The 13,833-nt window shown below is 65.9% G+C and carries 9 protein-coding genes; 3 read left to right on the forward strand and 6 right to left on the reverse strand.

Annotation, left to right across the window (positions count from 1 at the left end):
* Positions 1 to 128 precede the first annotated feature (128 nt).
* The 4 genes from HIV01_RS17920 to hslO all read right to left on the reverse strand — a co-directional run bounded on the left by HIV01_RS17920 (position 129) and on the right by hslO (position 8,650).
* Positions 129 to 3,143: a TonB-dependent receptor domain-containing protein gene (locus HIV01_RS17920; RefSeq protein WP_200604232.1), complete on the reverse strand. Its 3,015-nt coding sequence runs from the start codon at positions 3,141 to 3,143 to the stop codon at positions 129 to 131.
* Positions 3,144 to 3,470: 327 nt separating this feature from the next.
* The gene (locus tag HIV01_RS17925; RefSeq protein WP_200604233.1) at positions 3,471 to 6,464 is read right to left on the reverse strand and encodes a TonB-dependent receptor domain-containing protein; all 2,994 of its coding nucleotides are present in this window, start codon (positions 6,462 to 6,464) and stop codon (positions 3,471 to 3,473) included.
* 284 nt (positions 6,465 to 6,748) lie between these two features.
* On the reverse strand, positions 6,749 to 7,615 hold the full coding sequence (locus HIV01_RS17930) for an XOO1806 family protein (RefSeq protein ID WP_200604234.1): 867 nt from the start codon (positions 7,613 to 7,615) through the stop codon (positions 6,749 to 6,751).
* Positions 7,616 to 7,720: 105 nt separating this feature from the next.
* A complete protein-coding gene (gene hslO / locus HIV01_RS17935; RefSeq protein WP_200606238.1) occupies positions 7,721 to 8,650 on the reverse strand; it encodes an Hsp33 family molecular chaperone HslO in 930 nt (309 codons plus the stop codon).
* A 102-nt stretch (positions 8,651 to 8,752) separates the two neighbouring features.
* Here hslO and mtgA point away from each other — a divergent pair, with 102 nt between their 5' ends.
* The 3 genes from mtgA to HIV01_RS17950 are packed head-to-tail and all read left to right on the forward strand — an operon-like array spanning position 8,753 to position 10,977.
* Complete coding sequence (mtgA, locus tag HIV01_RS17940) at positions 8,753 to 9,511, forward strand: monofunctional biosynthetic peptidoglycan transglycosylase (RefSeq protein WP_200604235.1); 759 nt, start codon at positions 8,753 to 8,755, stop codon at positions 9,509 to 9,511.
* A 43-nt stretch (positions 9,512 to 9,554) separates the two neighbouring features.
* Positions 9,555 to 10,589 (forward strand): glycosyltransferase family 2 protein, encoded by a 1,035-nt coding sequence (locus HIV01_RS17945; RefSeq protein WP_200604236.1) that lies wholly within the window; start codon positions 9,555 to 9,557, stop codon positions 10,587 to 10,589.
* Positions 10,549 to 10,977 carry a CBS domain-containing protein gene (locus HIV01_RS17950; RefSeq protein ID WP_200604237.1) on the forward strand — a complete coding sequence of 143 codons (429 nt, stop codon included), beginning with the start codon at positions 10,549 to 10,551 and terminating at the stop codon, positions 10,975 to 10,977. The genes HIV01_RS17945 and HIV01_RS17950 overlap by 41 nt, the downstream gene beginning before the upstream one ends.
* Positions 10,978 to 10,993: 16 nt before the next feature.
* Here HIV01_RS17950 and HIV01_RS17955 read toward each other — a convergent pair whose 3' ends face one another.
* Together HIV01_RS17955 and trhA are read right to left on the reverse strand one after the other, a co-directional pair.
* Positions 10,994 to 12,955 (reverse strand): AsmA family protein, encoded by a 1,962-nt coding sequence (locus HIV01_RS17955; protein WP_245156867.1) that lies wholly within the window; start codon positions 12,953 to 12,955, stop codon positions 10,994 to 10,996.
* Positions 12,956 to 13,031: 76 nt separating this feature from the next.
* Positions 13,032 to 13,730, reverse strand: coding sequence for a PAQR family membrane homeostasis protein TrhA (gene trhA / locus HIV01_RS17960; RefSeq protein WP_200604238.1), 699 nt, complete (start codon positions 13,728 to 13,730; stop codon positions 13,032 to 13,034).
* Between the last annotated feature and the right edge of the window lie 103 nt (positions 13,731 to 13,833).

A 13,833-nucleotide genomic window follows, 5' to 3' on the forward strand; every position in this document is an offset into this window, starting at 1 on the left:
GCAAGGCGCTCTACGCGGCCTCAAGCCATGGAGCGCGTTAAGAATTCCGGTGTTGCGCGCGCGCCTCCTCACAAAAAACTACGGCCCCTTTCGGGGCCGTAGAGGTACATCGTCAGACAAACGTCCGATCAGAACTTCTGCGAGTAGCGCATGTAGAAGAACTGGCCCGGCAGCTCGTACTGCGGGTCAAACGTGTTGGCGAACGCGTTGAGCACGATCGGCGGGTTCTTGTCGAAGATGTTGTTGATACCCAACGTGACCTTCGCGTTCCACGGTGCGTTCCAGTAGACGCTTGCATCGTGGTACGTGGTTGCGCCGATGTGGTGCTCGGCACCGCGACGGGTCTGGATCGTATCGCCACCGGCGGTACCGTCCCACACACCGTTGCTGTTGGTGTCGCTCGGGATGCCGACGACGCGGTCGGCGTCGGTGCACAGGTAACCGAAGCCGTAGTCTTCGAACGCCGCGGCGCAGGGTTCGTCCTGTGCCGAGTAGAAGCGCACGTTCCAGGTCGCGCCCCAGTCGGCCTTGTCCCAACGAGCGGTCAGGTTGGAGCGGATGCGCCACCTGTTGTCGTTCTGGAAGTACTCGCCGACCTGGTTGCCGTTCTCGTCGGCGTTCAGCGGCTGGCCAATGGCCGGGGCCTGCTGGATGTCTTCGCCGAAGATGCCGTCACCGTCGATGTCGTCTTCCTGGTTGGCCAGGTAGGTCGTGTCCCAGGTGAAGCTGAAGTTGCCCCACTCGGTTTCCGGCAGACGGTAGCCGACGGTCAGGTCGTAGCCTTCCACCTTGGTGCCACCGATGTTGGTGGTGGTGTTGAGCAGGGTGTTGATGTCGCCAGCCGCGTTACGGGTGTACAGCGAGCAGGTCGGGCCAGCGCCGCCGGAGTCAAGGCACTGCTGGATGATGTTCTCACCGCCGATCGTGGTGATCGCGTCGGTCAGCTTGATCTTCCACCAGTCCAGCGAGATGTCGAGGCCTTCGGCGTAGCTCGGGCTGTAGACGAAGCCGAAGGTGTACGACTCGGACTTCTCAGGCAGCAGGTCCGGGTTGCCGCCGACGGTGATGCGGATCTGCGCGCTGTCCTGGCGGTAACCACCGGCCGGAACGCCTTCGGCACGGCACTGTGCCTGGGCGATCGTGGTCTGGTCGCCGAACTCGGACGAGTTGCAGGGGTCGGTCAGGGTCGGGAACGAGTCGGCCTGGCCAGCGAACAGCTCGGCGATCGACGGAGCGCGGAAGCCCTCCGACCAGTTGCCGCGGACCATCAGGTCTTCGATCGGCTTCCAGCGGAAACCGAACTTGCTGTTGAGCGTGTCACCGAAGTTGCTGTAGTCCGAGTAGCGCGTGGCCACCGAGAAGTCGAGCAGCTTGGCGAACGGCACGTCCGACAGCACCGGCACGGCCAGTTCGAGGTAGGCCTCGTCCAGGCTGTAACCACCGGCGGTGGCGGTACGGGCGTTGCCCGTGGTGTTGCCCGAGTTGATCAGCGCGTCCGGCGAGTCGTAACCCTCTTCGGTGCGGTGTTCCAGGCCGAACGAGAAGCCCAGCGGGCCGCCCGGCAGGTCGAACACTTCACCGGAGATGTTGGCGTAGTACGACTGCTGGGTGTAGCTGTACTCGTCGTGCGCGGTGAAGCTGACGAAGTCCAGCATTTCCTGGGTCGCACCACCCACGCCGCCGAGGAAGTTCAGCGGGACGCAGCCAGCGATCGGCAGGGCAGCGGTGCCGCAGCGGGCGACGCCGGTTGCATCGCGGAACGACGGGCCGAGGGCCTGGCCGAGCGCGATCAGGTTGAACAGGCCGTGCGTGGTGTTGTTGGCCTTGTTCTGGCCACGGAAGTAGCCGCCTTCCCAGTCGTAGTACTTCTCGCCGAAGTTCAGCGTGCCTTCGAAGCCGGCCGTCATCGCGAAGGTGCGGACGTCCTGGTTGAACGAACGGCCACCGGTCTCGGTGACGCGACGGTTGATGCGCGAGACGTCTGCGCCGTCGTTCGGATCGGCCGTGGCCGATCCGCCGTACGGGTTGTAGATGCTGTTGCGGCTGATGAAGACGTTCTGCGCGAGCGGGGTGGCGCCCGGGGCGAGGCCCAGGACGACCGGCATCGCCGCGAGCAGCTGCTCGGAGACGCGCTCGTTGTAGGTCATCGTGGTCTTGAAGCGGACGTCGTCGGTGATGTCGACCGAGGCGTTACCGAAGACCGAACGACGCTCCTGCGGGGTCAGCAGGTAGTTTTCCGGAGCGAAGTTGTAAGCATCGACGCCCGGGATGTACGGACGGGCCGGGGTGCCAGCGCCATCGTAGGTCCAAGTGCCAGCGCCGCCATTGAAGTTGGTCTGGCCGCCGGTGCACACGTGCGTGGACGGGTTGTAGCCGCCCGGGCACAGCGAGAAGCGACCATTCGGGCTGGTGCCGCTGCCGAAGAAGTTGCCGGTGGTGTAGGTCGGCTCCTTCGAGATGTAGCGGTCGCCGGCCATGACCGGCTCTTCCTTCACGTAACCGTAGCCGAGCATCGCCGAGAAGCGATCGCCGGAGGTGCCGATGATGAAGTCGTAGGCCTGACGCGTACCGTCGCCCTTGTCGAACTGGCCGATGTAGGCGTTGGCTTCAGCGCCTTCGAAGTTCTGGCGCAGGATGACGTTGACGACGCCGGCGATGGCGTCCGAACCGTAGATGGTCGAAGCGCCGTCCTTCAGGATCTCGATGCGCTCGACGGCAGCGGTCGGGATCGTGTTGAGGTCGACCGAACCGCCCAGGCCGGTGCCGCCCACCCAACGACGACCGTTGACCAGCACCAGGGTGCGATCCGAGCCGAGGTTGCGCAGGTTGACGCGGGTTTCGCCGTTGCCGCCGTTGTTGAACGTGCTGTTGAGCGTGGAACCGTTGGCCGTGATGTTCTGGATCACGTCGCCGACCGAGGTCAGGCCCTGCGCGGTGATGTCGTCGCGGCTCAGCGAGAAGATCGGCTGCGAGGTTTCGATATCGGCGCGCTTGATGCGCGAACCCGTCACCTCGATGCGATCAAGGGTCGTGGTTTGTTTTTCGCCTTCCTGGGCGTTCGCCGCGCCGATACCGGCGACAGCGGTGGTGCCCACGAGTGCGAAGGTAATCGCATCGCGGAGCTGGGTGGTCTTCAGGGTCATCTCTCTCTCCAAAGCAGTCGGTACTTCCCAATGGGTGGGCCTGGCCGGTGGAGTCAAGAAAGACGCCAAATTCGGCAAGACTTAACCCGATCGTAACCCCACGCTTAGAAAAGTGAAAGTAGCGTTAACGGCCGGTTATCGGGCCGTGAGGCCCTGAATAGGGGGGCGAGCCCCGAACGCTCGCCACGGGGGCGGGTCGGCCAGGAGTCGGGGACCCCGGCCGGGGCGCAGTTGCCCCGGGGGACTCCGCTGTTCATCCGCCGACCGCGCAAAAGACTGCGGCCCCGTGAGGGGCCGCAGTGGTACCGCATGTTGCGATGGATCAGATCAGAAGCGCTGCTGGTACTTCATGTAGATGAAGCGACCGATGTCGAACTGGCCCTGGTAGGACACGTTCGCGCTCGGCTGGCTGTACAGCACCGGGCCAACGTGGTCGAACACGTTGTTGGCGCCCAGGGCGACAGTCGCATTCCACGGAGCCTGCCAGCGGAACTCGAGGTCGTGGAAGGTGTTGGAGCCCAGTTCGTTGATCGCGCGGGCCTGTGCCGGGCTCGGGTTGGAGACGGCGAAGCCCGGGTTGTCGCACTCGGCCGGGAACAGCGCCAGCGACAAGCAGGTTTCCTTCTGGCCCGAGTAGTAGCGAGCGCCCCAGGTGACGCCAAACGCACCCATGTCCCAACCCAGGCTGGCGTTGGAGCGGATGCGGAAGGTGCCGGTGAAGCCAGGCGAGGTGGCGTAACCGACCAGCTGCTGCGGCGGGGTCGCCGGGTTGGTGTCGGTCTTGATCTCGTCACCGACCGTGTAGGTCGTCTGCCACGACAGGTTGAAGTTACCGAAGCTGTCGGTCGGCAGGCGGTAGCCCAGGTCCAGATCGTAGCCTTCGGCTTCACGGTAGCCGGCGTTGATGCCGGTGAAGGTGAGGCTGTTGACGAAACCACGCGTCGCGTCACGCGTGAAGTCCACGCAGCGGGTCGGATCGTTCTGGATGTAGCAGTCGTTGAGCATCTGCGTCGGCGAGTCGGCAACGATCGTGTCGTCGATGCGGATCTTCCACCAGTCCAGGCTGACGTTCAGGCCCTGCACGAATTCCGGGCTCCAGACCACGCCGAGGGTCTTCGACTCCGAGGTTTCCGGGATCAGCTGATCGTTGGAACCGGAGAAGAACGGCACCGGCGTCTGCGAGTTACCCGAACCAGCCGTGACGAAACCCTGCTGCAGCTGGCGGTAGGTGTTGGCATTGACGATGTCGCGGGCGCAGTTCGCGCGCACGGACGGATTGGTAGCCGAGGCACCGAAGCTGGTGTCGCAGGGATCGGTGAAGAACGAGAAGGTCTGCGAACCGCCGCCGAACAGGTCGTTGATCGTCGGAGCGCGGAAGCCTTCAGCGTAGGTACCGCGGAACAGCAGCGAGTCGATCGGCTTCCACTTGAAACCGAACTTGCTGTTGACCGTGTCGCCGAAGGTGTCGTAATCCGAGTAACGGCTGGCGACGCTGAAGCTCAGCTCCTTCGCCATGGTGATGTCGGCCAGCACCGGGATGTACAACTCGGCATAGACTTCATCGACCGTGTAGCTGCCCTGCGTCGGGCCACCGGCCAGCGTGGTGGAGTTGCCGGTAACCGCCTGGGCGTCGGGGATGAAGCGACCCTTTTCCTTGCGGTTTTCGTAACCCACGGCCATGCCCAGATCGCCACCCGGCAGGGTTGCAATCGAACCGCTGAGGTTGGCGGCGTACACGTTGGTTTCGGTCTCGCCGCTGGAGTTCAGGCGCTGGAACAGCCAGTCCTGCAGGGCCTGGTTGCCGGTGAGGCCACCGTCACCGGTGCGGCCGAACGGGATGAACGGGTTCCATGCGACGCAGCCCGGAATGACCACGCGCTCGACGACGGTGGTAGCCGGATTATCCGGCAGCAAGCACTCGACCTGGCCCGTGGCAGCATTGAGCTGCGAACGGCCCGTCGACTGCTTGGCGCGGTCGATGTTGAGGTTGCCGTAGTTTTCCTGGTGAACCGTGTTGTTGTTGTAGAGGTAGTTGACGTCCCAGTCGAAGATGCGCTCGCCGACGTCGAAGCTGCCTTCCAGCGCGGTGGAGAAGCGCCAGGTGTTGGACGACGGGCTGTCGACGCGCGGCACTTCCCAGGTACGACGCCAGAAGTTCACGTCCTGCGGCGTTGCGTAACCGTGCTGGTTGCCGACCGGGTTGTAGTAGCTGTCGCGCGACATCGTGAAGCCGCCCGGGATCGGGCCTGCGGCGCCGCTCTGGAACGGATAGCCGGCGACCTGGCGATCAGCGTCGCGGTCGGTGTACAGCATGTCGGCGCGGAAACGCACGAACTCGTTGATGTCGAACAGACCGTTGACGAACAGCGAGCGGCTTTCCAGCGGCGTGCGCAGGTGCGTCTGCTGGTTGGTGTTGCTCTTGTCGACGGTCGAGCCGTTCGGATCGGCGGCGGTGGCACCGGTGTTGGTGTTCAGCGCGTGGAAGTTGGCGATGTTGCGCCAGTCGGCACCCTGGTTGAGGACGCGGTTGCCGCCCTGTGCGGCCGGCAGGTTGATCACGCCCCACTGACTGACCGTGGTCCAGTTGCGGGTCGGGTGGCGATCGCTCTGCGGGTACGCGCTGTACGGACGATCCTTGGCGAAGACTTCCTCTTCCTTGCGGTATTCCACGGCGGCGGTCAGCGAACCGCGGTCACCGGTGAAGCCCATGATGAAGTCGGCACGGGTGGTCTCGCCGTCGCCTTCGCTGTACTGGCCGTAGTAGGCGTTGGCGGTGGCGCCTTCGAAGTTCGAGCGGGTGATGATGTTGACCACGCCGGCGATGGCGTCGGAGCCGTAGATCGACGAAGCGCCGTCCTTCAGCACTTCGATGCGCTCGACCGCAACGGTCGGGATCAGCGACACGTCCTGCAGACCGCTGGTGCTGATGCCCAGGCGCTTGCCGTTGACCAGGATCAGGGTGCGTGCAGCACCGAGGTTGCGCATGCTGATGAACTGGCCGCCGACGTTCTCGCCTGCGGTCAGCGGAGCTGCGCGGCTGATCGCCGGTGCGCCCACTGCCGAGATGTTCTGCAGGATGTCGGCAACCGACTGGAAGCCCTGCTTTTCGATATCGGCGCGGGTGATGGTGAGCACCGGTGCCTCGGTCTCGATGTCGACCTGGCGGATGCGCGAGCCGGTGACTTCGATGCGATCGAGGGTGGTGGTCTGCTCGGTGGTGCTTTCCTGCGCCATCGCAACGCCGGTACCAGCCGCTGCGGTGGTGCCCACTGCGAGCGCGAATACGATCGCGTCGCGGAGCGGGGTGGTCTTGGGATTCATCTCTCTCTCTCCATTCAAGCTGGTCGGTGTTCCGATAGGACTAGGCCGATGGGGTCAAGAACGACGCCAAAAGCGGCAAAGTCGACCCGGATCCTAACCGCGCCTTAAGGAAAGTAAAAGTGTCGTTAAGGATAAGTTTCGATTGCGTGAGGATACGCGCCGGTATGTTCGGCGGAGCGGCAAGGCCAGCCGGACAAATGGCGAACGACGGCGCAGGTCGCCGAGGCGACCTGATCAGAAGTGAGAGGAGATCCAGGGCCGCCAATCAGCGGCCGGACGGCAGGTCAGAGATCCTGCTCGTAGCGGACGTAAGGCACGGTGCCTTCGTCCTTTTCGTCGTTGCCGGGGGCGAACGGATTCTTGCCGCGGGTGACTACGTTCTCGGCGCCCACGGTGAGCTGGCCGCTCCACGGGGTACGCCAGGTCAGGCCGACACCGAGCCCTTCCCACTGACCCGGTTCGCCGGGGATGTCGACCACGCGGCCGACGATGTTCGCGCTGAAGTTGCCCAGGCCGGCACCGATGGTGACGCTCTTGCTGCTCCAGCGGTCGGCAAGCGCCGGCACTTCGCCGGCCGGGATCAGTCGCGCCCGCGCCCAGGTACCGCCAATGGACACGGTCGCCTCACGGCCGATGTTCTTCTGGCCGTAGACGGTAAGCGTGTTCTGGTCGACCTTGCTGGCCTTGTTGTTCGGGCTCAGCCATGCCGGCATGGCATCGCGGCCGCTGCCCAGCGCCAGGCCGACCTTGCCGCCGGGGCGGGCGAGGCTGGCACCGACCGTGGCATTGCGGCTGCCGGAAAACCCGCCGTCGTCGTCGAGGGTGGCGAGCATGCAGTGGTTGGCGAGGTTGCCGATCGCGCCGGCGAGGCCGGTCTGGCGATCACAGACCAGTCCCAGCGTGTCGCCGGCTTCCAGTCCGAATGCGGCGCCGAGCGTATTGCTGCCGACCTGCCAGCGGGCGCCTGCGATAGGGGTACTGGCCGGTTCGAGCTGCAGCAGGTATTCGAGCTTGCCGCTGGTCTGGTTCCAGACCGGGAGGTAGGTCGTATCGCTGGTCCCACGCTTGCTCGTGCCCTGTGCATGAACGCCCGCAGCCACGCCCAGGGCGAGCAGCAAGGTCATCGGCAGTCGAAGCAGGCGCGTGTACATGGTCTGGTTACGACCGGGTAAACCCGGTGGAGTTCCCCTCTCCTTAGGACCGCGACTATAGACCGTTTATGTTTATTTAACAATTTCAGATGAAACTGAGACTGCCTACTGGAGCCGTTCCGGGGCGGCCAGTTCAGCGGCTGCCACGGAGAACAAGCTAGCGATTTCCTGTTTATCGAAACGGTAACTGTGTCCGCAAAACTCGCAACGGATGTTAGCCTCGCCACCGGCCGCGTCCGCGGCGGCCTCGGCTTCCTCGGAACCCAGCGACACGAGCATCGCCTCGACCCGCTCGCGCGAACATGAACAGGCAAACCGCAACGGCTTGCGGCCCAGCAACTGCACCCCGTCCTCGTGGAACAACCGGGTCAGAAGATCGTCGGCGCTCCAGTCCAGGAGCTCGCGCGGGCTGAGGGTGTCGAAGAGGGCGCAGGCGCGTGCCCAGCCGTCGTCGTCGCCATCATCCCCCGGAAGCTTCTGCAGCATCAGTCCCGCGGCATGCCGTTCGTCGGTTGCCAGCAGCAGCCTGGTCGGCAGCTGCTCGGACTGGCGGAAGTAGCCCTCGAAGGCGCCCGCCAGGGAGTCCGACTCGAGCGCGACCAGGCCCTGGTAGCGGGTAGGGTCGCGGCCGTCGGCGGACGGGTTCTCGATGGTGATGGCCAGCACCGCATCGGGGCCCAGCTCGGTCAGGTCGCGCGAGACTTCGCCGTCGTCGGCGAGCTGGGCGATGCCGCGCAGCGTGCCGGCAGCGGTGCATTCGGCGAACAGCGTGCGAAGTGCGCCGTCGCCACGCAGTTGCACCGACAAACGACCATCGACCTTGGCGTGGCCGGTGAAGAGGGCGGCGGCGGCGGCGGCTTCGCCGAGCAGTTCGGCGGCGGCCAGTGGATACTCGGCGCGCGCGCGGATCTGGTGCCAGGTGTCCTGCAGGTGGACGCGGACACCGCGCACACCGGCGCCTTCGATCAGGAAACGGGTCAGCTGGTCTCGGTCGTCGCCGGCGGGGCTGGTTTGCGTGCTGCTGGCTGAGGTCATCATCGTGCTCGTGCGGCCGGCGCGTGGCATTGGCGGATAATGCACGCGACCGTGTGAAGGGTGACGAGAGAAGATGGGGATGGAGAACGCGCAGTGCAAGGCATGACCGGGACCGGCGAGGCCGTCGCAAATGCCGCCCAGAACGTGGCCGTTCCGGCCCGCCGCCGCCGTCGCTGGCTGCGATGGCTGCTCGCCTTGCCGCTGTTGATGCTGGTCGCCAGCGTCGCGCAGGTCGCTGCATTGCGTTTCGTCGACCCGGCCTTCAGCGCCTTCATGCTGTCGCGGCAGCTGGAGGCATGGGGCGATGGCGAGTGGTCGTTCCGCATCGCCTACGACTGGCGCGACCTGGACGAGATCTCGCCCAACCTGCCGCTGGCGCTGGTGGCCTCGGAAGACCAGAACTTCGCCGAGCACTTCGGCTTCGACATGAAGGCGATAGAGAAGGCGCGCAAGAACAATGCCCGTGGCCGCAAGGTCCGCGGTGGCAGCACCATCAGCCAGCAGACCGCCAAGAACCTGTTCCTGTGGAGCGGACGCAGTTACGTGCGCAAGGGCATCGAGGCCTGGTACACCCTGCTGATCGAGGCGCTGTGGCCCAAGCACCGCATCATCGAGGTCTACGCCAACATCGCCGAGTTCGGTGATGGCGTGTATGGGGCGCAGGCGGCGGCGCGGACCTACTTCCGCAAGGATGCCAGCCAGCTGGCGCCGTCCGAGGCGGCGCGCATGGCGGCGGTGCTGCCAAGCCCGCGACGCTACAGCGTGGTCAAGCCCGGCCCGTACGTGCAGCGCCGCTCGCAGGCGATCCAGCGGCAGATGCGCTACATCGGCGGGACCGAGTACCTCAAGCGCCTGGACTGACGCTGTCACCCGAAGCCCGGGGGTTCGCCTTACTATTCGCGGCATGAGCGAACGCCTGACCATCGTCATTGCCGCCTTCAACGAGGCCGACAACCTGCCGTTGCTGCATCCGCGCATCGCCGCGGTGCTCGATTCGCTCGCGCATGATCCTGCCGGGAATGATCTCGACGCGCAGGTGCTGTACGTCGACGATGGCAGCAGCGACGACACCTGGCGGGTCATGCAGCAGCTGGCCGCCTCCGATCGCCGCGTCGCCGTGCTGCGCCTGTCGCGCAATTTCGGCAAGGAGCTGGCGCTGACGGCCGGCCTCGACCGCGTCGAGGAGGGCGGGGCGCTGATCCTCGATGCAGATGGCCAGGACCCGCCGGAGCTGATCCCGCAGTTCGTCGCCAAATGGCGCGAGGGCTATGACGACGTCCACGGCACGCGCCTGGAGCGCGAAGGTGAAGGCTGGATCAAGCGCAGCACCGCCCACGCCTTCTATCGCGTGATCGGCCGTCTGTCGCGCACGCCCATCCCCGCCGACACCGGCGACTTCCGCCTGCTGTCGCCGCGGGCGCTGGCGGCGTTGCAGCAACTGCGCGAGCGCCACCGCTTCATGAAGGGGCTGTTCGGCTGGGTCGGCTTCAACAGTGTCGCCATCCCGTACCACCGTGCGCCGCGCGCGGCCGGGCACAGCAAGTTCAACTTCTGGCGGCTGTGGAACCTGGCGCTGGAAGGCATCACCAGCTTCTCGACCGCGCCGCTGCGACTGGCCACCTACCTGGGCCTGCTGACCGCGCTCACAGCGTTCGTCTACGGCACGGCGGTCATCCTGAAGGCGCTGTTCTGGGGCGACCCGGTGGCCGGCTGGCCGACGATGATGTCGGTGATCCTGTTCCTGGGCGGCGTCCAGCTGATCGCGCTGGGCGTGATCGGTGAATACCTGGGCCGCCTCTATGACGAATCCAAGCAGCGGCCGCTGTACCTCGTCGACACCTGGCAGCCGGCGGCAGGAGTATCCTCGGGGCAAGCCCCGCTTGCGGAAGGAGACGGCCATGCGCACCGTACGACAACTGCTAGAAGCCAAAGCGCCTGAGATCTTCGCGATCGGCCCGGACGCGCCGGTAATCGAGGCGATCCGGCTGATGGCCGAGAAGCGGATCGGTGCCGTGCTGGTGATCGAAGGCGGGCACCTGGTAGGCATCCTTTCCGAGCGCGACTACGCACGCAAGATCGTCCTGCAAGGGCGCTCTTCGGCCGACACGCCGGTGCGCACGATCATGACCAGCCAGGTGCTGACGGTCTCGCTGTCCGACACCGCCGAGCACTGCATGCAGATGGTCACCGACCGCCGCATCCGCCACCTGCCGGTGCTGCACAACGGTGAGGTGCTGGGCGTGGTCTCGATCGGCGACCTGGTCAAGGCGGTGATCGAGGACCAGCAGATCGAACTGGACCAGTTGCAGCGGTACATAGCCAGTTGAGTCCGCGCCAGCTGCGCTATTTCGCGTAGCGCCCACCGCAACCCGAGTCCTCGCCAGGACCTGTTTCCAGCGTCGCCAGCAGTGCTGCCGGCGGCGTGATCGTGGCCAGGGTCAACGCGATCGCGCCACGCAGGCCGACCTTGACCAGGTCCGGGTGCACCTTGGGTTGCCTGAAGCTGCCGTCGACCTTCAATGGCGTGCGGAACGCGAGCAGGCTGCGGTCCTTCGGCCGTGGCCGGATGGTCAGGTCGAGCTGCTCCTTGCCCAGGTCGATCGTGCCCGAGCCGAGCAGGATGGTGTCGGTGGTGTCGAAGGCGAACGAGCGCGCGCTCATCACGCCGTCGTCGACGGCGAAATCGGCGAAGCCGCAGCGCACCGGGATCAGGCGATCGCCGGAGAGCTTGAACTTGATCATCTCGGCCAGGTCGATGCCGGCCATCTCCATCAGCAGGTTGCTGATCTTGCCGCGGCCCATGCCGAGCAGCACCGTGCCGTCGCTGCTGCCGAGCATGCGCGCGACCGAATTGCCGTTGCCGGCGATGTTGATCTTGCCGCCGATCTTGCCGATCGCGTTCTGCGCCAGTTTCACTTCCGGAAGCAGCTTGGCCAGGTTGAGCCCCGCGGCATCGATGTCGGCGCGGGTGGTGATGGTGTTGGTGCGCGCGTCCATGCGGATGTTGGAACGGATGTCACCGTCGGCGACGCCGAAGTTGAGCGGCTGCATGCGCAGCAGCCCGCCTTCGAGGAGCAGGTGCGCGTCCATGTCGTCCAGCGGCAGGCGCGGTGCGTTGATGTGCGATGCGCGCAGGCGCACGTCGGCATCCATCGCGCGCAGCTTGTCGAGCTCGTAGGGCTTGTCGGGAATCAGGCGCGGGCTGGCCTCGCGAGCAGCGGCTTTCGCCTCCTGCTCGGGATTGGCCGTCTCGCCACGGCCGGCCTGCGGCGTGCCGCCGACGAAACCGGCGAGGTCATCGAAGTCCAGGCGCTGCGAACGCAGGTCGGCGCGCAGGTAGGGGCGCTTGCCACCGGTCTCGACGCTAGCGTCGCCACGCATGTCGCTGTCGCCGATGCGGCCGGTGAAGTCGCGGTAATGCCAGATATTGGCCTCGCGGCTGAACTGGCCATCGAGCGAATAGGGTGGGGTCTGCGGGATGGCCAGCCCGAGCAGCGGGTAGAGGTCGGCCATGTCGCGTCCCGACAAGGCCATGCGCAGGTTGAAGCCGCGCAGGCGCAGGGGATCGAGCAGCGTGCCGCGCGCATGGGCATGGGTGGCGCCGGCCGATGCGCGCACATCGATGCGGTAGGGCGCATCGCGATCGCGCAGCAGCAACGGCGAAGCGGCGTTGCCGCGCAGGCGGAACTCGCTGCCGCGCCATTGTCCGCCGCCGACGACGGCGACGGGCGCCATCGGGGTGTTGTCGGGCGAGGCGTAGCTGCTGACGCCGATGCGGATGTCGGTGCGCTTGGGCCGGTCGAGGAAGCGCAATTGCCCCTGCTCGATATTGACCCGACGGAACTGCATCTCGGTTTCGCCCGGTTCGCCAAATATCCAGTTGCCGGCGCCGCCCTTCGGGTCGGTTTCCAGCAGCAGGCGCGGACGATCGAGGGTGATCTGCGGCAACAGCACCTGGCCGCGCAGCAGCGGCCGCAGCGCGATGTCCAACTCGGCACGACGGGCGTCGGCCATGATCGGCTGGCGCGACCACGGCGCGTTGGCGAAGCTCACCGATTCGGCGCTGATGCGCGGCGTCCAGCCCAGGTCGACATCGAGATTGCCGCGGATATGGAATTCGCGTCCGGTGCGGGCTTGCACCTGCCGTTCGATCGGGCCGCGGAACCAGTTCCAGTCCCAGATCGCGATAAGCACCACGATGACCAGAGCGAGCACTGCAAGCGCCGTCCACAGCGGATGGCGTAGCGGCCAGGGTCGCGCGACATCGGCGCGGGCCGCGTCGTTGCGATCGGGCGTTTGGGGCACGCAGTTCGCTCCGGCATGGACTCACCCCACCTTCGATGGGGGCTGGTCAAGCGGGAGTGAATACGCTGTGAGCAGTTCAGCCAGGCATCATCTGGCCGGGCGAGACGACCTGCGCCATCACGGCGACGTAATGGCAGACGCTGCCGGCGACCACGAACAGGTGCCAGATCGCGTGCGAATAGGGCAATGAAGGCCGGTGATAAAACACGGTGCCCAATGTGTAGAACAGCCCGCCGGCGAACAGCCAGCCGATGGTCCAGCCATCGAGCGCGCCGAGCAGCGGTTCGATCGCGACGACCACCAGCCAGCCCATGGCGATGTAGATGCCGGTCGACAACAGCTTGAACCGGCCGGTGTAGAACAGCTTGAACACCACGCCGGCCAGCGCCAGCACCCAGATCGCGGCGAACAGGCTCCAGCCCCACGGACCGCGCAGGCCGATCAGCGTGAACGGCGTGTAGGTGCCGGCGATCAGCAGGTAGATCGCGCAGTGGTCGAACACCTTCAGCCGCGCCTTGGCGACCGGATGCTGGATCGCGTGATACAGCGTCGAGGCCAGATAGAGCAGCAACAGGCTGATGCCGAAGACGATCGCACCGGCGAGTTGCCAACCGTCGCCGAACAACGCGGCGAGGGTGATGAGCACTGCTCCACCGGCAAGTGCGGCAGTGGCGCCGAGCCCGTGGGTCAGCGCGCTGTAGAACTCTTCGCGCAGCGAATTGCCGCCACGCGTGGCGGGAGCGGAGCCGTCTTCGACAGAGCGTGCAGTAGGCATGGCCTCAGCATCCTAGCGCAGGTTGGAGCAAATGCTCGGGAGCCGGCGGGCGCGGCGTGACCGGGTATGCAAACGGCGGTCCCGGCCGCGGCCACGCGGGCCG

Origin of the sequence: Lysobacter arenosi (genome assembly GCF_016613475.2) — a bacterium.
Classification (GTDB): domain Bacteria; phylum Pseudomonadota; class Gammaproteobacteria; order Xanthomonadales; family Xanthomonadaceae; genus Lysobacter_J; species Lysobacter_J arenosi.

Bases quoted from the DNA above. Each gene is read 5' to 3' on its own strand.
- HIV01_RS17945 (WP_200604236.1), top strand. From the start codon at position 9,555: ATGAGCGAACGCCTGACCATCGTCATTGCCGCCTTCAACGAGGCCGAC.
- HIV01_RS17930 (WP_200604234.1), bottom strand. From the start codon at position 7,615: ATGTACACGCGCCTGCTTCGACTGCCGATGACCTTGCTGCTCGCCCTG.
- HIV01_RS17950 (WP_200604237.1), top strand. From the start codon at position 10,549: ATGCGCACCGTACGACAACTGCTAGAAGCCAAAGCGCCTGAGATCTTC.
- hslO (WP_200606238.1), bottom strand. From the start codon at position 8,650: ATGACCTCAGCCAGCAGCACGCAAACCAGCCCCGCCGGCGACGACCGA.
- trhA (WP_200604238.1), bottom strand. From the start codon at position 13,730: ATGCCTACTGCACGCTCTGTCGAAGACGGCTCCGCTCCCGCCACGCGT.
- mtgA (WP_200604235.1), top strand. From the start codon at position 8,753: ATGACCGGGACCGGCGAGGCCGTCGCAAATGCCGCCCAGAACGTGGCC.
- HIV01_RS17920 (WP_200604232.1), bottom strand. From the start codon at position 3,143: ATGACCCTGAAGACCACCCAGCTCCGCGATGCGATTACCTTCGCACTC.
- HIV01_RS17925 (WP_200604233.1), bottom strand. From the start codon at position 6,464: ATGAATCCCAAGACCACCCCGCTCCGCGACGCGATCGTATTCGCGCTC.